Source organism: Mucilaginibacter sp. Mucisp73, from assembly GCF_059491465.1.
The window spans coordinates 1,397,285-1,419,471 of record NZ_CP168507.1; the positions used below are offsets into that span (position 1 = coordinate 1,397,285).

A 22,187-nucleotide genomic window follows, 5' to 3' on the forward strand; every position below is an offset into this window, starting at 1 on the left:
TCTACCGTTGCCGCTGGCAAAACCGTAAAGTATTGCCGTCAGTATCCGTAACATAAAACTCGCGCGTTCCCCAGGTTTGGTCGGTTGGTCCCTGGTGAACGGGCGACTCTTTTTTAACGGAGGTATCCAACCCGCGGGATATGTAATAGGTAAACCGGTTATCCACATCATCAACCCAAACATTTACCACCGAACCAAATAGGCGGTCGCTTTCATATACGGTTAACTGCAGTTCTCCAAATTCACTTGTTAAGTCAATAACGCCGTCGTCAGCGGTGGCTTCCGGGTATTTGAGCTTGAAATCAAGCACGTTAGTGTAAAAATCAACGGCCTGGTGTAAGTCCCGGCATTTAAAAAGTGGGATCATTTTCATTGTGAAGTATTTGCTTAAAGTTAGCCCTAAACTTTTGTTAGAAGAAATATTAAAAGCGCAGTGATTGAATAATTGGATTATTCATTGTTCAAAACAAATTTGTTACGGAGTTATTGATATTAAAAGTGCTATCTTGGTGTAATTATAAATCGCTGTACCTATGTCTACAACAAAGCCCTGCACTCCAACCGACGGCGAAGACAATTCAAACGGAACGCGCCGTGATTTTCTTAAGCAAACATCGCTGTTAACGGCCATTGCCTTAACACCGGGTACTGTAGTTAAAGCGGCCGAAAACCAATGGGATGAGAAACTTGCCGGCGTTTTTGAAAAGCAAGCCCTGCACCTGGAGGTGAACGGTGTAAAACATGAATTGATGGTTGAACCGCGTGTAACCCTGCTGGAAGCACTGCGCGAATACCTCGACCTTACGGGTACCAAAAAGGGTTGCGACCGCGGCCAGTGCGGCGCTTGTACGGTGCATGTAAATGGCGTACGCGTTAACTCATGCCTAAGTCTTGCATTAACAAATGATGGTAAAAAGATAACCACTATTGAAGGTCTTGCCAAAGAGGAAGAGCTGCACCCCATGCAGGAGGCTTTTATTAAGCATGATGGTTTTCAATGCGGATATTGTACATCAGGACAGATCATGTCGGCCGTGGCTTTGCTGAAAGAGGGACATGCCGGTTCTGAAGCGGAGATCAGGGAATTTATGAGCGGTAACATTTGCCGTTGCGGCGCTTATCCCAATATTGTTAAAGCTATTCAGGAAGTTAAAGGAGGTATGGTATGAACCAGTTTCAATACACACGACCAGCCGAAACGGCTGTCGCCATTAAATCATTGGCAAAAGAACCAAACGGTTACTTTTTGGCAGGCGGAACCAATTTGGTTGATATGATGAAAATGGGATTGGTGGTACCGGACAAGTTGATTGATATTAACCGCCTCCCGCTTAAAAAGATAGAGAGAACGCCTACAGGTATACACATAGGTGCTTTAGCCTCCAATAGCGAGGTTGCCGAGCACGCTTATATAAAGGCGCAATACTCGTTGCTGGCGCTGGCCATCAATGCCGGTGCTTCGCCGCAACTGCGCAATATGGCTACCGTTGGCGGCAATCTTATGCAGCGTACCCGCTGTCCTTATTTTTTTGATACTGCTATGCCTTGCAATAAACGTACTCCCGGAAGCGGTTGTGGGGCGTTGGAGGGCATTAATCGTATGCATGCACTTTTTGGCGCCAGCGATAAATGTATTGCTGTTAACCCCAGTGATATGAATGTGGCGTTGGCCGCGTTGGATGCTTCCATCCACGTAACGGGCGTAAAAGGCCCGAGAACCATTAAGATTGGTGATTTTCACCGCTTGCCAGGCGACCATCCTGAACTTGATAACACCTTGCAAAAAGGCGAGTTGATCACTTCAGTTGATCTGCCTGCAGCATCATCTGCTTATAACAAGCATGTTTACTATTTAAAGATCCGCGACCGCACATCATATGCCTTTGCCCTGGTTTCGGTGGCTGCTGCTTTGCATATCGAAAATAATACCATTACAGGCGCAAGGCTGGCCATGGGTGGGGTGGCACATAAGCCATGGCGTTTAACCACTGCCGAAACATTTTTAAAAGGTAAAGCTGTTACTGAAGATATTTTTAAGCAGGCCGCGCAAATTGCCATGCAGGGAGCTAAAGCTTATGAATACAACAAGTTTAAGTTAAAGCTTGCGCATAATGCTATTGTACAATCCTTAAAATTGGCCACCGGCCTTGCATCATAAATTAACAACTATTTAGCTAATAGACTTAATACTGATCTTCATGAAAAAAGACGCAATTGGCGATTCCTTAAGCCGTGTTGATGGCCGGTTAAAAGTAACCGGCGGAGCTAAATACAGCGGTGAGTATAAAGTCCCCAACCTCACCTATGGGGTGCTGGTATCGGCAACCATTGCTTCTGGTACAGTAACTGCACTTGATACCAGGGCTGCCGAGCGTGCGCCGGGGGTGCTTGTTGTCATTACGCCATTTAATGCGCCAAAAGTACCTGGCTACCAGGCCGGCGCCGAAAGGCCGGTACGCGGGCTTAAGTTATTTAATGATAATAAGATCTACTTTAACGCGCAACCCATTGCGTTGGTAGTTGCTGATACCTTTGAACGGGCTACCTACGCGGCAAGCCTGGTTAAAGCAACTTACAATACCGAGCCTTTTGAAACGGATTTTCATAAAAACATAGATAAAGGGGTAACCCCGCAAAAAGGTAATTATAAAGATTATGTGCGCGGTGAGGTAAACGCCTATAAAAATGCCCCGGTAATGGTTGAGGAGGAATATCTGCTTCCCACAGAAGTACATAACCCTATGGAGTTGCACGTTACCACCGCTTTTTGGGATGGGGATGATAAAGTTACACTGTATACCAAATCGCAGGGCGTAAAAGGTTCCCAGCGATCCATAGCTGCGGCATTCGGACTTAACCCCGATAATGTGCAGATCAATTCGAGGTTTGTTGGTGGAGCTTTCGGCTCTTCGTTACGTACCTGGCCGCATGAAATTGCAGCCGCACAGGCAGCTAAACTGGTAAAACGCCCGGTTAAACTTACACTCACCCGCGAACAGATGTTTACGCAGGTAGGCTATCGCCCTTTAACCATTCAAAAGATAGGACTGGGCGCTACTGCCGATGGTAAGTTGATTGGTATTACCCATGAATCGCATTCGCAAACAGCTGTTTATGAAGAATTTACTGAAGGGGCGGTAAATGTATCGCAGTTTTTATATAACAGCCCTAATGTAAATACGCTTTATAAGATAGTGCCTTTAAATGTAGGCGTGCCTGCGCCTATGCGTGGTCCGGGAGAGGCTACAGGTTCTTTCGCACTTGAATCGGCGCTGGATGAGCTATCTTACAAGCTTAACCTCGATCCTATAGAGTTAAGACTAAGAAACTATACCGATACCGATCCTGAACGGAACAAGCCATGGTCGAGCAAATACCTAAAGGAATGTTACCAGAAAGGGGCCGAGGCCATAGGCTGGGCTGATCGTAAAGCCCAACCCGGCGCCAATAAAGAGGGCGAATGGCTGGTAGGCTACGGGATAGGCTGCGGTGCGTTTGGCGCATACCGGGGCAATGCCGTGGCTAAAATAAAGTTGACGGCCGATGGCAGTGTGAACATTCAGAGTGCCACGAGCGATATCGGCCCGGGCACCGGCACATCAATGGTGTTGATAGCTGCTGATACTTTGGGAATCCCTGCGGATAAGATCACGTTTGAGCTGGGCAATTCGGCTTTTCCTAACGCGCCAACGCAGGGTGGGTCGGCAACGGTATCATCTGTTGGTTCGGCGGTACATGATGTGTGTGTGGCTTTGAAACAGAAGCTGTACACCATGGCCGGCAAACCCGCCGACAGTACAGAGCCTATTGACTATGCTGCGTTGTTAAAGCAAAATAATATGCCCTCGGTTGAGCTTACACAAGAATCAAAAGGCAATCCAGAAGCGCAAAAATATTCCATGTACTCGTTTTCGGCGCATTTTGCCAAAGTGCATGTACACCCGCTTACGGGGCAGGTAAAGATCAAAAAGATTGTAGCCTGTGTTGATGCCGGAAAAATAGTTAACCACAAAACCGCCAGCAGCCAGATGATTGGCGGCGCGGCTGGTGGCGTTGGCATGGCCATGACCGAAGAAGCTGTTTTTGATGATCGTTACGGGCGCTATGTTAATGGTAACTTTGCTGATTACCACGTGCCTGTAAATGCCGATATCCAGCAGATAGAAGCCATATTTATTGATAAGCCCGATCCGGTTTTAAATCCGGTAGGCACCAAAGGTATTGGCGAAATTTCGTTGATAGGGGTAGCTCCCGCTTTGGCAAACGCCATTTATAATGCTACGGGCAAAAGGGTAAGGGAACTGCCCATAACACCCGATAAACTGATATAGCTGTAAAGCTGCTGATGAAAGAGATCATTGATATTGTTGCTGCCTATGATGAGGCACATGCGCTGGGAAAGAAAACTGCCCTGGCTACTGTTGTATTGGTGGAAGGTTCTGCCTATCGTCGGGCCGGTGCACGTATGCTGATTACTGAGGACGGGCAACTTACCGGCGCCATCAGCGGCGGGTGTTTGGAAGGTGATGCCCTCCGCAAAGCCCGACTCGTGATCCTGCAGCAACAACCTTTACTGGTAACCTATGATACTACCGACGATGATGATGCCAAGCTGGGCGTAGGATTGGGCTGCAACGGTATTATCCATATTCTTATTGAACCTATAACCAGTGATATCAATAACCCAATTAGTCTGTTGAAAAATATCGTCAGCAATGGTCAGTATGCCGTACTTGCCACCGTGTTTTCTATTAAAGACAGAAAAGCCTCACAGCCAGGTACCTGCCTTTGCCTTGCCGAAGATAAACTTACGGTGAACCATTCCGGGCATCTGCAATACCAAGTTGCTTTGGTAAGTGATGCTGAAAGGGTACTGGAGGAACGGCGATCAGAAATACGGTTTTACCAGGCTGATACCGAGTATACCGCTTTTGTAGAACATATTAAACCTGTGATTTCACTCGTGATTATAGGGGCAGGTAACGACGCAATTCCTTTAACACGAATAGCTGCGGTTTTAGGCTGGAATATTACCGTGATAGATGGTCGGCCTAATTATGCCGTTAAGCAACGGTTCCCGTTTGCTCAAAATATTGTAACTGCCAAACCAGCCGATGTATTATCGCATATAAAGACCAATGATCGTACGGCTATTGTTATGATGACCCACAATTATAACTATGAGGTAGCACTGCTTAAAGAACTATTACATACATCGTTACCTTATATCGGTATCCTCGGCCCCAAAAAGAAATTGGACCGTATGCTGGCAGAAGTTGAACATGCAGGCATATCTATTAGCGAAGCACAAATGAACAACATCTATGGCCCGGTCGGCTTGGATATAGGCGCAGAGGGGGCGGAAGAGATAGCCTTATCGATTATGTCTGAAATTAAGGCGGTATTATCAGCACGCCAGGGATATTCATTGAAATATAAACCCGCGCCCATTCATATTTCTAATCTTCAATACCTGGTTAAGTAGCCGTCAGGTATCTGGATTTGAAAGCTAAAAGCAGAAGGCAAAACGCATAAAGCTTAAATCCAAAGATTGCCTATTAACTTTATTCAAATATTTTATATGAAATTAGTAGACTCTAAATAATTACTTTAGTTAGTTTTTCAAATCTTCTTCGAATTAACAGTTTTGGTTGCGATTTGTCATACCGCAATCATTAATTGTCCCGAACCGTAAAATAGACCAAAACATCAGAACTTTAGCCATTTTTAATCAGGTATTACTGCGCAATTTTGTATCGCGTAGGTGAGGTAATGCAGCGGAATGGGTTGAGTTTTTAAGTGTGTAATATTTACACTAAGATGAGGCCGGTTGCCATAAACTTTAGTAAATTTATGGTAGAAAAACGAGGCAAATGAAGCCGGAATATTTTTCAGATCGGGACCTGATCCTGCTTTACCTGCCTATAAAATATTAAGTATCATGACAAGTATAACACCCCAAAGCGGCAAAAAAAAGATAGTAATTGTTGGCGGCGGTTTTGCCGGGCTTAACATTGCACAGCAGCTATATAAAAACAAGTATTATGATGTTACCCTGGTTGATAAAAATAACTACAATTATTTTACACCGCTGCTTTACCAGGTAGCAACCAGTTTCCTTGAACCATCAAGTATCAGCTATCCCTTCCGTAAGCTTTTCAGGGATAAAAGATTGAGTTTCCGTATGGCAGCCGTGGTTAAGGTTGATCCTGCGGCAAAGATTCTTTATTTGAGTAATGGCGAGCTATCTTATGATTACCTCGTTTTCGCGGCCGGTGCAAGTACAAATTTTTACGGGATTGAGAGTATCAAACAAAATGCCATCTCCCTTAAAGAAATTGATGATGCGCTCCGAATGCGTAACAGCCTTATTAAAACAATGGAAAAGGCAGCCATTACTACCGATCCGATAGAGCGTCAAAAGCTTTTAACCATAGTAGTTGCCGGGGGCGGTCCAACTGGTGTTGAAGTAGCTGGTATGCTTGCCGAAATGAAAAACTATATCCTGAAAAAGGATTACCCCGAGCTAATGAATGCAAAAGGTAAAATTTACATAGTTGATGGCGGCCCTGATTTGCTTGCCCCCATGAGTGATAAAACCCACAAGGAAACCCGCCAGGCACTGATTGAGTTGGGTGTTGAAGTTAAATTAAATGCCCATGTAAACGATTTTAATAATGGTGTGATAACCTTTGCCGATGGAGAAACACTTGAAGCCAAAACCCTGATTTGGGCTGCCGGTATAATTGCCAATACTTTTGAGGGTATCCCTGCGAGTAGTTTAGGCATAGGCCGCCGCATGATCACTGACGAATATAACCGGGTTAAAGACCTTGAAGATATATACGCCATAGGCGATATCAGTGTGCAAATAACCGATCCAATTTATCCAAAAGGGCACCCGCAACTGGCACAGGTTGCTATACAAATGGGACGCAATACCGCCAAGAACTTTATAGCCATGGCAAAAGGCAAAGCCATAAAACCATTTAAGTATTTCGACAGGGGAGATATGGCCATTGTTGGCCGGCATAATGCCGTGGTCGACCTGTTTAAGCACAAGGTACACCTTAGTGGTATTGCGGCTTTATTTGTATGGCTATTTATCCACCTGATGTCCTTAGTGAATTATAATAATAAAATTAAAACTTTGTATAACTGGGCGGTAGCCTTTTTAACACGCGACCAGGCACTAAGGATGATATTCGGGAGTGGGGAGAGCCGGGCAGATTAATCGTCGGTATTAAATGGTTTGCATATACAAAAAGGGGCAGCGCCTGGTGCAGGTTGCTGCCCCTTTTTGTTTCTTAAATAATGTTCAAGAGCATTTATGACCGGGAGCATTGTAACAAATGGGCTGTCCCAATTTTTTGATTCCCGAAAAAAAAATGAAAAAAGGCCGGTGCTTCTTTTTTTTAAAATCCATGTGTTCCATTTTTTAAATGTAAAATAATGGAACGGGTTAAAAATGCTATTCATTGATAATCAGTGGTTTGTGTTTTTGTATGAAACATAGTTAAATTGTTGATAATCAGTTTTTAAAACTTTTTGGTGTATTTGTTTGGTGTTTCACTCTTAGTTAAAATAGGGGCTGATTTTTGAGTGTATTTTTACACTTTTTTTTAATGTTTTTTGATAAGGCTGGTTGTTGGAATCTTGATGGTGACAAAGTACTGCCACCATTGCTTGATGCCGGGAAGATTAGCTTTGCGCTTTCTGTGTATGTGACGAAGCGAAGCTTCGTCAGCCCCGAGGCTTGGGTCACTTTTATTGCCGTGCACATATGCCCATGTGCTTTTTCTGATATTAGTTTAGAGATACCCGTGAAACGCGCACCAGCACGGTAAAATACTTGTTTTCACAGTTGCGATTTAGCGGTTTAATGGTAGTTTTGAACAACCAATCGCAATTTTATGAGACGTTTAATTTTTATGCTTGCTTCAGTGCTTACTGTGGTAGCTGCCAATGCACAACCGGCTCCTGTTAAGGTAAATGAAGGGCTGCTGCAGGGTACCTTTGAAAACAGCCTCACAGTTTATAAAGGCATTCCATTTGCCGCTCCTCCGGTAGGCAAATTGCGCTGGTGCCCGCCTCAGCCCGCCGCAAAATGGGATGGTGTGCGCCTGGCCGACAAATTTGCCCCTGAACCCATGCAGGGGGGCAACCCTGTGTCGGGAAAAAGTGAAGATTGCTTGTACCTGAACGTTTGGACACCTGCTAAATCACCCGATAGCAAAATTCCGGTCCTTGTATGGATTTACGGCGGTGCTTTCAATGCCGGCGGCACTGCCGAATGGGCTTATAACGGCGCCAACCTGGCAAAAAAAAATGTAGTGCTGGTAAGCATTGCCTATCGCGTGGGCCAGCTTGGATTTTTGGCGCATCCTGAATTAAGCGCCGAAAGCCCCAACCACGTTTCCGGTAATTACGGCCTTCTTGATATGATAGCAGCACTTAAATGGATTAAGCAAAATATCGCGGCCTTTGGGGGCGATCCTGGCAAGGTAACTATTTTTGGCGAATCGGCAGGAGGCATCGCAGTTAGTATGTTATGTGCAAGCCCACTGGCTAAAGGACTGTTTCGCGGGGCCATTTCCGAAAGCGGGGGCTCATTTGGTCCAACGCGTACCACAACCTTTCCTGGCGAAAATATGAAAAAGCTGCATGATGCCGAGGCTGTCGGCGAAGCATATGCTAAAGGTGCCGGGTATCCCTCAATTGACAGTTTGCGAAAAGTTGATGCTGATAAGCTCCCCGCCGTACGCGGGCTTGCATGGCCCATTGTTGATGGCTGGGTGATCCCCGATGATCAGTATAAGCTCTACGAAGCCGGGAAGTACAACGACATACCGATACTGGTTGGCTACAACTCTGATGAAGGAGCCAGTTTTTCGCCGCCCAAAACTACGGATGACTATATCGCCGCGGTAAAAAAACGTTATGGAAAATTCGCCGATGAACTTATTAAGGCTTATCCGCCCGGCACAGGTACGGTAGCAAAAACCGCGCGCGACTTAACACGTGATGCAGCGTTTGGCTGGCATACCTGGAGTTGGGCTACATTACAGGCAAAAAAGGGTAAATCCAAGGTTTTTTATTATTATTTTGATCAACACCCCGAGTATCCGGCAGGTTCTCCGCAGGCGGGTTATGGATCGCCGCATGCACAGGAAGTGGCTTACGTGTTCGGCCTGCTTAATGCCTCAGGTGCTCAGGCTAAAGCAGACCTGGATATTTCGGATGCGATGAGTACTTACTGGACAAACTTTGCAAAGTATGGCGACCCCAATGGTGCCGGAAAGCCCGAATGGCCGGCCTACAGCCCTGCCCGCCCGGTAGTAATGTACTTTTCCCAAACGGCGCATACCGGCCCTGTTCCGGACCTTGCGTCGCTGAAAGCATTGGATTCTTATTTCAGATGGAGGCGTTCACCGGATGGCCAGGCCGGTGTTAAGTAAACCGGGGGTGCCTGGCTTCTCGTAAAGGTTGGTACCGGATCAAAGGAAATAGCTGTTAAGCTGATTAAGCTTTAAATAAAACTTGAATGAAGTTAAGAACTATTGATGCAGCATCGTTAACACCGGCCGAAATGCAGGTTTATTTGCACCATGCCATTGCACCCCGACCAATATGCTTTGTATCCACCATCGACAAAAACGGCGGGGTTAATTTAAGTCCGTTTAGTTTTTTTAATGTTTTTAGTATCAATCCGCCAATATGCGTTTTTTCGCCCACAAGCAGGGCGCGGGATAATACCACTAAACACACGCTCGACAACGTTTTGGAAGTGCCTGAATGTGTGATCAATATTGTGAACTACGATATGGTGCAACAAACCTATTTAACCAGTATGGATTACAAAAAAGGGGTAAACGAATTTGCGAAAGCAGGTTTTACTGAACTCGCTTCGGATACGGTAAAGCCACCGAGGGTAGCGGAGTCGACCGTTCAACTGGAATGTGCAGTGAATGATGTGATATCGTTAGGAGAAAACGGGGGCGCGGGTAATTTGGTTATTGCCGAGGTGAAACGGATTCATATCAGCGAAGCTATTTTGGATGCTAATGATAAAATAGACCCGCATAAAATAGATCTGGTGGCCCGTTTAGGCGGCGATTGGTATTGCAGGGTAACCGGTGATAATTTATTTAAAATTTCCAAACCAACAGGCAGCGCCGGCATAGGTATCGGTGTAGATGCTTTTCCAAAAGAGGTTAAATACTCCAAAGTATTGACCGGGAATGATCTGGGGGTATTGGGGCTTGTTGAAACGCTGCCATCCGATGAGGAGGTAAGCACTTTTAGCAAAACCGATGAAATGAAAGAACTGGCTGATGCTGCCACCAGTGACACCCGCACCCTGTACCTGCATTTAAAAGCCAAACAATTGTTAGATAACGGCCGGGTAATGGATGCCTGGAAAGCGTTGTTGATGCAGGTTATTTAAGCCTTGCGATAGCATTTATCGAAAGCTGAGGTCTTAAGCATTGTAAATTCAGCTTAACTTGGTCTAAGTTTAGCGATAGCGTAACTTAGACCTAAAACTATGCAGGCATTTTGCTTGCGTAGCCTGACTGGCAGTAAAGTAATTACCACCGTCAAAAGTTAAGCTTAAAGCTTAGATTATTTTAGCACGAAGTTATGCTGTCGCTAAACTTCGATCAGTGGGTGGGCTGTTTTTATATTCAGTAGCAAAGAATTATCGTTGCATTAAATATTCTTTATACTCTTCCTGTATCAGCCCTGCCAAAACAAACCTGCTTTCTGAGGCCTCGTACTTATCTATCGCAAAGATTAAAGCCTCATTGATATTGTTAAACGAATTGACGATGAAAGGTTCGTCAGGGTCTAATGGTGCAAATTCGTAGATATCTAAAAATCTTCATTACCTTCATCAAAGCATTCTATATAACTTACACTAAAGGTCGAGTCTTTTTCTTTATCAATCCTCAACCACTTTAAAATGGTATAGTCACTCTGCTTTTGGTGAGATAGCCATTGTTCAATTGGCTTACCTGATGATAAATTGGTTTTTAATTGTTCTGATGATAAATATTTCATTTTGAAAGTAACAAATATCTCATTGCTGGTGCACGCGTGTCGCGTGTACTTTACTCATCTTGTTTTAAAATAATATTTAGCAAGATAGCTTCATTTAACTGGGGGCAAGGTAAGTTTAAGAGGAACACGCGGCACGCGTGCACCAGCGAGGGGACGCCTGCGGCGCCTTTAGATCTGCAAAGCGCATTATAATACAGTATCTCCGTTAAATGGTGGCTGTAACAGAAAGTCCCGCCATGCTACTGCAAGTTCTTTTAATTCTATAGTAGGAACTTGCGGATAATTCCTGCCAACATCACTTATATAAAATATCGTAGTGGTTTTATAAACCGTAATTTCTACAAGATCGGAGCCGGTTTCATATTCGGTAAGTTCACCGCCGAGTACTTTTTCTATCTGTGGGATTACCTCTTTAGTCAGGTCATCCGCCCCCCAACCATATAAAAAGCTGCTGGCTATACTATTGGTATGTGGTATCTTACTAATCTTTTTACCCCATTTGCCCATGTCCATAACCTTATTGGTAAAATTAATCTCGTATTTTTCTATTAACTCCCGGTTCATTTAGCGGTATTTTTTATGAGATAGATAAGCGCCATCGGTTATGCTCTTTTTTATGTGGGCATGGTTGTGTTGATGATTTCTGTTTTTAAAGCTATGGTTAATTCTTGAAAGATACGGTATATATGATTGCGGTGTCGAGTGTTTTTATCGCCGATATACCTGCGTTGCGTGTACTTTTCACTTTTCGTTTTTAAATAATATTTATCAAGATAGCTTCACTTAATTGGGCATTCAAGGTAAGGTTGAGAGGAACACGCGGTACGCGTGCACCAGCAACGGTCGTTTAAAATTTTTGCCACTATTGTATTAACCTATTTTAGGACAAGAAAGGTTAATATTGTGAAAAATATTTCAAGTTATTTTCTATCCAATCATTTTCTTCTTTAGAAATTCTTTCATTCAAAGGGAAATCACAATATGCTTTTATAATTTCGATACAATCTTTCTTCATTTCATTATCGGGCTGTCCATACTCAAGTAAAATATGCGCAGCCCATAAAGGAATAAAGTATTGGCTTTCCCTAAAAAAATAGCAGAATTCAAGTGATTTTCCTCGTAGGAAATATTCTTTTCCAATTTCCACCATTTGGACATAATCTTCTTTTTCATAATCAAGTGGATTGGAAGGGGTGATTCCTTTTATATAGTTAATCTTGCTTTGCCAAAGAAAACGGTCCTCTATGTCTTGCATAATTCGATCTCTTTTTTGAATACTCTTTTTGCTTTGATATTGCTTAGTTTCTTTGAATAACAAATTCTTTTAAAAAATCTCTTAGTGCTTCACCCACAAATCAACCCCGCCACAGTCTGCACCTCCACAAAATCATCCCCCTCCAAATCCTTACAATTCACATGCGTATCGGTGCAAATCAACTTTTTAATAGCGCCGCAGGCCTTTAATTTCCCAATACCATCGTTCACAAACAAACCATGCGTGGTAATCACATAAATATCACCGGCACCGGCGTTTTTATAAGTCATCGCGGCGTTTACGATGCTGCCCCCTGAGCGGATCATATCGTCATAGATAATGACCGTTTTTCCGGCTACGTCGGCATTGATAGCGCTTACTTCGGTGTGATCGCCTTTGAGGCGGCGTTTCAGGATGAAAGCGGCATTTACGCCCATGTCGTTAGCTAATGACTCAACCCATTTGGCACGACCGGCATCGGTGCTGGCCATTACAAAGTTATCGCCGCCATAACGGGTGGCTGCTTCAATTACAATATCCTTGCAGTATACGTGTACCGGGTATAGGTCCTGCTCAAAATAGTACTGGATGCCCTCGCTATGCAGATCGAACAGCATCACTTTATTGCCCCGGTTTGATTTTGGTATGGCCGAAAGCAGACGGGCGCGGGTTTTGGCGGTCACAATTTCGCCGGGTTTAATGGCGCGTTCCATGGTGCTGTAACCAAAGTAGGGGATCACCAGCGTAAGCGAATCTGCGCCATAACTTACCAGCGACGAGGCAAGGTCGTACAGTTCAAGCGTGGCGCTGTCGCTCACGGTGCCCCCAATCAGCAGCACCTCGCGGCCTTCCACGTTGGATAGGATGCGCTGGTAACGCTCGCCATCGGTAAAGTGGCTTACTTCAATTTCGCCGCGTTCGCAATGGCCAAGGGCAAGCACTTTTTCGGCAAGGTATTCATATCCGGTTATGGCGAATAGTAATTTTTTCATTTGAGCATTTATATATGAGCTGAAAGCAGAATGCTTAAGGCTTAAAGCTTTTTTTGTTATCGTTATTTATTGGTGTTGCAAGGTATCAATCACCTGTTCAAAAGTAAAATCTTTCATGATATGGCCGTTTTCAAAAACGGTTTGGAGCTGGTCGGCAAGTTCAGGTTGTTCGTCCTGCTGAATGGTTTTATAGCCTTCAGCAGTTATTACCAGTTTAAGGCGGCCGCCCTTGCTCTTTTTAAAGCTGGTGGTGATGTTGCCATTGGCGTCCATTTCGGCCGGACTTTTCTCAATGGCTACCTCTTTGCCGTTAATCACTGCGCTGCTGCATTTCAGGGCGAATTTCTGGGTATCACGGTCGACTTTTTGCAGTAATGCGCCGCCCATACCCAGCACCAGGTTTTCGGCGCTGATGCCGTTTTCTTTCAGGGCTTTGTAAATCACGCCTATCTCGGTATAATTAACCCCATCGCCCTGGATTACCCTAACCTGCGGAGGCAGTACTTTACACCCCTTGGCATTGGTGGTAAAGCCGAACTTATCGAACAGGATGTTAAAGATCTCCAATAAGGTCATGACCGGGTCGCCGCTGTCCGGGCGGATCACCAGTGTGCCGTCGCGTTTCAGGATCTCTTGTTTCAGGTCCTCGCCCCAGTATTCGCTGCAGGCGCGGAAAATGTTAAAACTATCGCTTACACAGGCAATAACACCGGTGGGGAAGCTGCGCAGCACGTGTTTAAAAACTTCCAGTTCGCCTTGCTGCCCAAGCAGGGTGCAAATGCTGTGCTCCGTAGCCGGAATGCTTAGTCCGTATACCTTTTCGGCATGGTAGTATTTTATAGCCATACCAGAGCCGGCAAGGTTATCGCTGCCTGCAAAGCTGAGCAGGTGCGCAGCCCCGCCTATTTTGGCACTTTCCACGCTGCTCACCCCGCGGAAACCGAAATCATTCAGCACAAAACCAATCCCGCCGAAAGCTTCGGGTGTGGCAGTTTCCTCGTAGTATTGAGTAACTACTTTTTTAACCTCGTGGCTAAGCGTAGCTACGGTGCAAGGGTACCAAACCTGCATCAGCAGGGTTTCGAGGAAGTTGGTGAGCCAGTAACATTCAGGGTCGGTATTTTCAATGGTCATGAGCACGTTGCCGGTGGGCACGCTGGTACCTTCGGCTACAGCTTTGATGCGCACAGGCAGGTAACCGTTGTATTTATCTAATATGTACTGAAACTTGCTGCAATCAAACACATCATCCCTGCCGAAAACCTGTTTCAGAAATTCGTCGGCCTCATCCAGGTCAACCTGGTTAAAGGCTGGTCCCTGCAGGTATTCTTTCAAAAAATATTGCAGACCGAAAAAAACGGTTTCGTTGAACATGCCCCCGCGGCTTTCCAGGTAACTGTAAATATTGGTGGTACCGGGGTAGTAAAATTTATGGTGGGCGTATTTATATGCGTCGGCTAAGAGGATTAAATTTTCCTTTTTCATAACTTTAGTTTTTAAGGTATTTGCCGGTGATGAAATTAAACAATTCAATGTGTTCTTCGCTAATAGAGCCATCTTTTATCATTAAAGGCAGGTCTGTTAGTTTAAACCAGGCCAGGTCGGCAATATCATCCTGGGCCTTTGGCTCGCCGCCAATAAAATCACAGCTAAACAGCAGGGTAATGATCTTATCAACCTCGCTGCGGTATCGCCAGTCGTTTATTTTGGCCGATGTTTCGTACTGCATGGCGGTGGTTTGCATTTCGCCGCATTCTTCGGTAAGCTCGCGTTTGGCAGCATCTTCGTAACAGGCATCTTCCGGGTCGGAGAAACCGCCCACAAAGCGCCATTTATTGTTGATGGCTTTTTTGCCTAAGAGAATCTCGCTGCGGTTATTCCTGAACAGGGCTACATCCACGGTAGGGTACACTTTTGGATATTGGTTATAGTAAGCGTAAAGGATACCTGCACGGAAATCATTTGAGTCGAAAACCTTATCGGCGTATTGCTTGCGTAGCTCGGTTGCGTTATAATCACCGTGTTCGGGTAGTTCGATGGTTTCAAACTTACCGCTGTAGTAGGGAATGAAGCTGTCGCGGCTGCCGTATAAACAAAACTGCTCGGCATTGAAAACACTTTTCAGCAGGTTGTCCAGGTTATCCGACCATATTTTATCGCTCGGGTTATCGCTGATGGGCAGTACTACAATTTCGGGATAATCCTTTTTGATCATTTTTTCACGCGTGTAATAGTCGTAAGGGTTTTTGCGACTGCCTTTTATGGGGCTAACGCCCAGCAGTATGATCAGTTTGGCATGGTTTTGCTTAACCTGTGCTATCAATTCCCTGTGACCCTCATGCAGGTATGGCGTTTGAAAGCGTGCTATAATTACTCCTGTTTTCATTTCTAATTTGCGTTAATTATACACAAATATAAATATGTGTTTTTAATACGCAAATTATTTTTTAATTTTTTTAGAGCATTTTATAATGCTGGTAAAATAAACAGGTCATGCTGAACTTGTTTCAGCACCCCACAAGCCGAGGCGCAAGCATAGCGGAGACTTAGCATGTGAGATCCCGAAATAAATTCGGGGCGACGGATGTGGGCATGTTGAACTTATTTCAACACCCCACAAGCCGAGGTGCAAGCATAGCGGAGACTTAGCATGTTGGATCCCGAAATAAATTCGGGACGATGGAAAAGTTAAAAGTCTCCTCAACCGGGGGAGATTTAGAGGGGGCCGGCTTTATATCTCGAAACTAATGCCTTCTTTTTTCAGCTGAAAATACTTTTCCTCATTAAAGCGGAAAAGGTTACCCGGTCTGCCGGCGCCTTCGAGGGCTTGTTTTTCGGTAGTTTCTTCGAGGAAGCCGTATTTGGTGATCTTCTTTTTAAAGTTACGGCGGTCGATAGGGCGGTCGAGCACGGCGAGGTAGAGTTTTTCGAGTTCAGAAAAGGGGAACTTTTCTTCAAGCAGCTCAAAGCCCACGGGCTGATAAAGCATTTTGCTTTTAAGGCGTTCGCGCGCTACGCTAATAATGGTAGTATGATCGAACGCCAGGGCGGGAAGCTTTTTGATATTGAACCAGTTTACATCGCTGGCATCGGTAGCGGCTTTAACAACGAAGGCGTCGGGCCGTACAAGTCCGTAATACGTTATGGAGATCACGCGGTTACGCGGGTCGCGCCCCGGCTGGCCAAAGCTGTACAATTGCTCCAGGTAAGTGATGTTTACGCCGGTTTCTTCCCGTAGCTCGCGCTGAATGGCTTCCTCTAACGATTCATGGTCACCTACCAGGCCGCCCGGCAGTGCCCAGCTGTTTTTAAAAGGTTCGATATTGCGTTTGATGAGCAGTACGGATAATCCCTCCTTGGAGGTATATCCAAATACTACGGCATCAACGGCAACCTTTATATTTTGGGCGACTGACATAATACAAAGTTAGATATTGAGAAGCGGTGGGGCAAGAGAAAGGCAACTATTCAATCAATTAAAACCGGTGTGCCGAACACTATTTCTTTACGTTTTATTAGCTGGTGAAGTAACGGTGTTAAGCGGAAGGAATATTAAAAGTTTTTTTATTTAAAAATTTTCTTGTAAATATGCCCTACCGATCAGTAAACCGTTTTACCGCCGCTATGCTTCACGATAAGGAATATCAAATGTGGCCCGATGCCCGGTTATTGGAGCAGTTAAGGCTTGATGACCGTAAGGCATTTGAAATCCTGTACCATAAATATTCATCGAAGCTGTTTTACGCTGCTTATAATCTTTTCAGAGATAAGGATGTTTGTGAAGACCTGGTGCAGGAGTTATTTATTGATCTGTGGACAAAGCGCAACCAGCTAAATATCACTTCGCTTGAGGCTTACCTCAAAGTGGCGATTAGGCACCGTGTGTTATTTTATCTTCGCACTAAAAAGGCATCGGTAGATCTTGCGGTGATTGAAACGCTTGTTGAAAAGTATTCGGCCGATAGTAAATTGTTCCAGGATGATATTGCTCATTTACTGGAAGATGGCGTAGCTCAACTCCCCGAAAAATGCAGGCAGATCTTCACCCTCAGCCGTAAAGAATATCTCAGCAATAAAGAAATAGCCACCCGGCTAAACATCTCCATTAAAACTGTCGAAAACCAGATCACCATCGCTTTAAGATACCTGCGCACTGGCTTAACTGACTACCTGCCGTTGGTAGTGGCGCTGGTATTGCTGCATATGTTTGGCAAATAGACCCAAAAAAATATTTTCAATTGCTTTGGGGGGGACCCCGGTTAATTGCATCCTGCAATTATAAACCATGGCAAAATTCCCTTTCAGAAAAAAACAATCCGGTGCAAGTGACAGGCATTTGCAGGAAGAGCTTGTAAACAAGTATTTCGATGAGCTTGATCTCTGCAGCGTACAAAACGAAGCAGGTGATGATGTGGAATTTAACGCCGACGGTTTATACAGCAGGATCAATGCTGCTTTAGATAATGCAGAAAAGAAAACTCCCGGCAAATCAAAAAAATGGATGGTTGCTGCCTCGCTTCTTGCGGGTTTATGTATTTCAGTAACAATAGCTTATCAATACCGCTATGCCCTGCTTGATCGTTTGGATCCTATTGCCAGCAAACAATTGGTTGCTGCTAACGGGCAAACTGTAAACTTCACCCTTGCCGACGGCACAAAAATATGGTTAAACGCGGGCAGTAAGCTTACTTACCCTGAAACCTTCCGGGGCAAAAAACGAGAGATCAGGCTGGAAGGTGAAGCTTTTTTGGATGTAGCCCATGATCCGGCCAAAGCTTTTATTATACATACGGGGCAGGTGAGCACCCATGTATTGGGTACCCGTTTCAATATCAAAGCCTACGCTAACGAAAGCTTTATTAAGGTTGACGTTTTAAGCGGCAAAGTTGGGGTAGTTACTCCGGCCGGTGCAGCAAAAAATACAACCACATTTTTAACCCCCGCCGAGGAGGTTGTTTTTAACAAAGATGGCCTTTCTGTCACCAAAAATAAACAGGTTGATGTGAATGCACTAAGTAGTTGGAAAGACGGCGAACTGGTATTTAAAAACATGGCGCTGCCCGAAGTGCTTAACACTATTAATCGCCATTTTAACGTAACCGTAAAGGCCGATGTTAATCTGGCGCGTTGTTCTATCACAGCCAATTTTACCAATGTTTCACTGGAAAATATCATGAAGATCATATCGAAACTGGTGAAGGGAAAAGCTGTGCAAAAGGGTCCGGCTTATCAGCTAAAAGGCAAGGGCTGCTAACATAAAACCAATTAATAAAAGAGACATACCAATTATCAGTTAACCTAAATACAAGCTATGATAACATAAATACATTAAAAAACCCTGCTCAAAAGGGATTTTGACAGGGTTAAACTAAAATGCCGGGTTATTAATAAGTGCAGCGTTTAGAGGTCCAATTCAGAACGAAGCACTTGAATTTCAAACACTTTAATTTTCTCAAATCTATGAATATATCTCTATTTTCAAATGGAGTAATTCGTCATGTATTAATATTAATGAAAATTACCTCGCTTGCCTGCTTTGTGGTTTGCCTCATGTGCTTTACGGCCGTGGCAAACAACTCGTTCGGGCAAAAATTTCTGGATATATCGGTTACGCTCAAGCTCAAAAATGCCAAGCTAACCGATGCGCTGGATAAGATCTCGAACCAAAAGCATATCAAATTTGCCTATGCCGATAATGTACTTAAACCAACTTATGTTATAAGCCTTAGGGTTAAAGACAAAAGTATCAGGGAAGTACTTGACCAGGTTTTAACGCCCTTTAATCTCAGCTATAAGATCATTGACGATGTTATAGTTATTGATGAAAAGCCCGAGATTGAAAGCAGTACGGGAGGCATACAACAAGGCCCCAGGCAACCCATCAAAATTAAAGGTAAAGTTACCGACGAAAACAACTTAGTTATACCCGGCGCGAGCGTTCGGGTTAAAGGTACTTCTATTGGCACAGTAACTGACGTTAACGGCAATTACACTATTGATGCTCCGGATGTTAACGCTGTACTGGTGTTTAACTTTATTGGTTATACCACAAAGGAACAGCCTGTCGGTGGCCAAACTACGCTGAACGTGCAATTGGTTCCTGAAAGAACTTCTCTTAATGAGGTGGTAGTTATTGGTTATGGAACGCAAAGGCGTGCCAATGTTATTGGCGCGGTTGACCAGGTCAGCTCGAAGGCTATCGAGACGAAACCATCGGTTAACCTGACACAAGCTTTGCAGGGAACATCCCCAAACCTTATCATCCAGCAAACCAGTTCAGAGCCAGGCGCTTACGCTAATATTAATATACGGGGTATGAGTACCTTGAATGATAATAACCCGTTGGTAGTTATTGATGGTATTACGGGCGGCGATATCAACTTGCTCAACCCTTTAGATATTGAAAGTGTTTCGGTATTGAAGGATGCCGGTTCGGCTGCTATTTATGGTTCACGCTCGGCCAATGGGGTTATTTTGGTTACCACTAAAAAAGGAAAAAATAATTCGCGTACAACGCTTTCATATAATGGGCAGGCTGGCATCCAATCACCGCATGTTGGGTACAAGCCGGTGCATAGTTATGAAAATGCCATTTTGCGTAACGAGGCTGTGGTGAATGCCGGTTTGCAGCCTATTTACAGTCCGCAGCAAATTCGTGACTTTCAGCAGCAAGGCGATCAGCAATGGTTTTTGGATGCAATTTTAAAAGATGCATGGCAGCAAAATCACAACCTGGCTTTAACCGGCGGAAACGCCACTACTACGTTCCTGGTATCGGCCGGGGTTACTGACCAGCGAAGTAACCTTGTTGGCCCCAATTATGGCTTAAGGCGTTACAATCACAGGATGAACCTTACCAGCAATTATGGTAAACTTAAGCTAACAGGCATCCTTGCTTACTCACGTACTGAAATTAAAGAACACTCATACAACACCGGTACCCTTATTGTTGATGCCGGCCGTACACCTACTTATTATAAGATCAAAGACGACCAGGGCCGCTACCTTACCAATGACGTGCTTACCGAGTTTAACCCGTTGGGCATACTCGAAAAAGGTGGCTATCGGTTACGCGATAATGATAACATATTTGGAAATCTTAATGCCGAACTTTCCATCACTAAAGACCTGAAGTTAAAAGGTGTATTTGGTGGTACTTTGCTTTCAAACCACATGTTTGGAAGGGTAATGCAGGTTAATTTTTATCCGTCGGGCACCTATGGCGCGGATAGAAACACCAACGACGAAAACGACAAAAACCTGTTTACCAATGCACAGTTCCTGGCGCAGTATACTAAAACCTTTAATAAATCGCATAACGTTGATGTGCTTATTGGTGTTGCTAATGAATCGACCACTAATAAATCAAACAGGCTTTATTTAAAGTATACCGACCCCGAGTTAGGCACCCCAGTTACAGGTACCGTTATCGACCCGGCGTCATCAAACACCAATAATAATACGGTAGAAACCAGTCTTAACTCGTTATTTGGCAGGGCTAACTATTCGTATAAAAACAAGCTCTACGGCGAGTTCGATTTCCGTTTGGATGCTTCATCCAAATTCAATACACAAAATCGTAACGCATTTTTTCCATCGGTTTCGGGCGGTTACAGGTTAACAGAAGAGGCCTTTATGCAAAACTATCGCGATAAATTAGGCGATATTAAGTTAAGGGCTTCATATGGTATTTTGGGAAACCAGAGTGTGCGCGATTATCAGTATCTGCGTACTTATGGGCCATACCGCAATGGAGATGGAACAATCAATCCCAATCCTTACGGGTTCAATAACTCCGGCGTTGGCGGCATAACTATTGATTTTGCCAATCCAAACCTGCGTTGGGAACGCGCGGCAACATTTAATGCCGGCGTTGATGCCAATTTCTTTAAAAACAGTTTAAGTGTATCGGTTGATTATTTCAACAAAACAACCCGTGATATCCTGTTGCCGCCGGTTGTACCCGGAACTTTCGGCGCCGGGCTACCAAGTTATAACGCGGGGAAGGTGCAAAACCACGGCTGGGAACTTACGGTTAATTATTATTTGACCACTCAAAACTTTAAGCATTCCTTTAGCTTTAATGTGGGCGATAGTAAAAACAAAGTTTTATACCTTGAGGGCGGCGACCAGTTAAAAACGTACGATGAGATGCAGGTTATTAACCGCGTTGGTCTGCCTATTGGTTCGTATGTGGGTTTAAAACGCGATGGCTATTTTCAAAATCTCCATGATATCCAAACAGGCCCTAAACCAGCCGGCCTAACTGTTTCGCCTGGCGACAATCGTTATGTGGATGTTAACGGTGATGGTGTTATAGATGATAACGACAAGTTTGTTTTAGGCAACCCATTCCCGCGATTGACTTTCGGTTTTACCTATAACGTTACGTTTAAAGGTTTTGACTTCAACCTGTTTTTACAGGGCGTGGGCAAGCGGAGCATGTTTGTAAGAGGCGAACAGGTTGAGCCCTTCCACGTAAATTATTCGCAGGTTATTTATCAGCACCAGTTAGATTATTGGACTCCTGAAAACCCAGACGCACGTTACCCAAGACTCGCGGCCAGCGGCAGTCAATCGAATGAAAATAACTTCAGGCGAGGGTCAGACATGTACCTGTTTGATGGCAAATACCTGCGGGTGAAAAATGTGCAGTTTGGTTATACCTTACCTGCTACGTGGTCAAAGAAATTGGGCTTACAAAAACTGAGGGCCTATGTATCCGGTCAAAACGTACTCACTTTTTCAGGTGTGAAGTTTATAGATCCTGAATCGACCGAGTTCAACAATAACCTTAGTGCAAATGGAGCAAACAGCGCGCGCGCTTATCCAACACCAATTTATTATGGTTTTGGCTTAGATGTAACCTTATAACACTA

At 44.5% G+C, this 22,187-nt stretch carries 18 protein-coding genes; 10 read left to right on the forward strand and 8 right to left on the reverse strand.

The window, feature by feature from the left end; all coding sequences use genetic code 11:
- Position 1 precedes the first annotated feature (1 nt).
- Entirely contained in the window at positions 2–373 is a 372-nt protein-coding gene (locus ACEN82_RS05990) for a VOC family protein (protein ID WP_413318193.1), read from the reverse strand.
- Between the two features lie 160 nt (positions 374–533).
- Here ACEN82_RS05990 and ACEN82_RS05995 point away from each other — a divergent pair, with 160 nt between their 5' ends.
- The 7 genes from ACEN82_RS05995 (at position 534) to ACEN82_RS06025 (ending at position 10,447) form a co-directional block, all read left to right on the forward strand.
- Positions 534–1,169: a (2Fe-2S)-binding protein gene (locus tag ACEN82_RS05995; protein ID WP_413318191.1), complete on the forward strand. Its 636-nt coding sequence runs from the start codon at positions 534–536 to the stop codon at positions 1,167–1,169.
- Positions 1,166–2,158: an FAD binding domain-containing protein gene (locus ACEN82_RS06000; protein WP_413318189.1), complete on the forward strand. Its 993-nt coding sequence runs from the start codon at positions 1,166–1,168 to the stop codon at positions 2,156–2,158. Before ACEN82_RS05995 ends, ACEN82_RS06000 begins: the two co-directional genes overlap by 4 nt.
- A 40-nt stretch (positions 2,159–2,198) precedes the next feature.
- Positions 2,199–4,331, forward strand: a complete 2,133-nt coding sequence (locus tag ACEN82_RS06005; RefSeq protein ID WP_413318187.1) for a xanthine dehydrogenase family protein molybdopterin-binding subunit — start codon at positions 2,199–2,201, stop codon at positions 4,329–4,331.
- Between the two features lie 14 nt (positions 4,332–4,345).
- Positions 4,346–5,485, forward strand: a complete 1,140-nt coding sequence (locus ACEN82_RS06010) for an XdhC family protein (RefSeq protein WP_413318185.1) — start codon at positions 4,346–4,348, stop codon at positions 5,483–5,485.
- Between the two features lie 456 nt (positions 5,486–5,941).
- On the forward strand, positions 5,942–7,234 hold the full coding sequence (locus ACEN82_RS06015; protein ID WP_413318183.1) for an NAD(P)/FAD-dependent oxidoreductase: 1,293 nt from the start codon (positions 5,942–5,944) through the stop codon (positions 7,232–7,234).
- Between the two features lie 679 nt (positions 7,235–7,913).
- Positions 7,914–9,458 (forward strand): carboxylesterase/lipase family protein, encoded by a 1,545-nt coding sequence (locus ACEN82_RS06020; protein ID WP_413318181.1) that lies wholly within the window; start codon positions 7,914–7,916, stop codon positions 9,456–9,458.
- Between the two features lie 86 nt (positions 9,459–9,544).
- A complete protein-coding gene (locus ACEN82_RS06025) occupies positions 9,545–10,447 on the forward strand; it encodes a flavin reductase family protein (protein ID WP_413318179.1) in 903 nt (300 codons plus the stop codon).
- A gap of 425 nt (positions 10,448–10,872) precedes the next feature.
- Here the strand turns inward: ACEN82_RS06025 and ACEN82_RS06030 are convergent, their stop codons facing one another.
- From ACEN82_RS06030 to ACEN82_RS06060, 7 genes are all read right to left on the reverse strand, one after another.
- Positions 10,873–11,061, reverse strand: a complete 189-nt coding sequence (locus ACEN82_RS06030) for a hypothetical protein (protein WP_413318177.1) — start codon at positions 11,059–11,061, stop codon at positions 10,873–10,875.
- Between the two features lie 186 nt (positions 11,062–11,247).
- Complete coding sequence (locus ACEN82_RS06035) at positions 11,248–11,625, reverse strand: hypothetical protein (protein WP_413318175.1); 378 nt, start codon at positions 11,623–11,625, stop codon at positions 11,248–11,250.
- Between the two features lie 331 nt (positions 11,626–11,956).
- Positions 11,957–12,379: a hypothetical protein gene (locus tag ACEN82_RS06040; RefSeq protein WP_413318173.1), complete on the reverse strand. Its 423-nt coding sequence runs from the start codon at positions 12,377–12,379 to the stop codon at positions 11,957–11,959.
- 26 nt (positions 12,380–12,405) lie between these two features.
- Positions 12,406–13,308: a ribose-phosphate diphosphokinase gene (locus ACEN82_RS06045; protein ID WP_413318171.1), complete on the reverse strand. Its 903-nt coding sequence runs from the start codon at positions 13,306–13,308 to the stop codon at positions 12,406–12,408.
- Positions 13,309–13,374: 66 nt separating this feature from the next.
- Positions 13,375–14,793: a nicotinate phosphoribosyltransferase gene (locus ACEN82_RS06050; RefSeq protein ID WP_413318169.1), complete on the reverse strand. Its 1,419-nt coding sequence runs from the start codon at positions 14,791–14,793 to the stop codon at positions 13,375–13,377.
- A gap of 4 nt (positions 14,794–14,797) precedes the next feature.
- Positions 14,798–15,694 (reverse strand): NUDIX domain-containing protein, encoded by an 897-nt coding sequence (locus ACEN82_RS06055; RefSeq protein WP_413318167.1) that lies wholly within the window; start codon positions 15,692–15,694, stop codon positions 14,798–14,800.
- 345 nt (positions 15,695–16,039) lie between these two features.
- Complete coding sequence (locus ACEN82_RS06060) at positions 16,040–16,726, reverse strand: NUDIX hydrolase (RefSeq protein ID WP_090526287.1); 687 nt, start codon at positions 16,724–16,726, stop codon at positions 16,040–16,042.
- A 170-nt stretch (positions 16,727–16,896) separates the two neighbouring features.
- Here ACEN82_RS06060 and ACEN82_RS06065 point away from each other — a divergent pair, with 170 nt between their 5' ends.
- From ACEN82_RS06065 to ACEN82_RS06075, 3 genes are all read left to right on the forward strand, one after another.
- Positions 16,897–17,526 carry an RNA polymerase sigma-70 factor gene (locus ACEN82_RS06065; RefSeq protein WP_413318165.1) on the forward strand — a complete coding sequence of 210 codons (630 nt, stop codon included), beginning with the start codon at positions 16,897–16,899 and terminating at the stop codon, positions 17,524–17,526.
- A gap of 67 nt (positions 17,527–17,593) precedes the next feature.
- Positions 17,594–18,562, forward strand: coding sequence for a FecR family protein (locus ACEN82_RS06070; protein WP_413318163.1), 969 nt, complete (start codon positions 17,594–17,596; stop codon positions 18,560–18,562).
- Positions 18,563–18,819: 257 nt separating this feature from the next.
- The gene (locus tag ACEN82_RS06075; protein ID WP_413318161.1) at positions 18,820–22,182 is read left to right on the forward strand and encodes a TonB-dependent receptor; all 3,363 of its coding nucleotides are present in this window, start codon (positions 18,820–18,822) and stop codon (positions 22,180–22,182) included.
- The last annotated feature ends 5 nt before the right edge of the window (positions 22,183–22,187 follow it).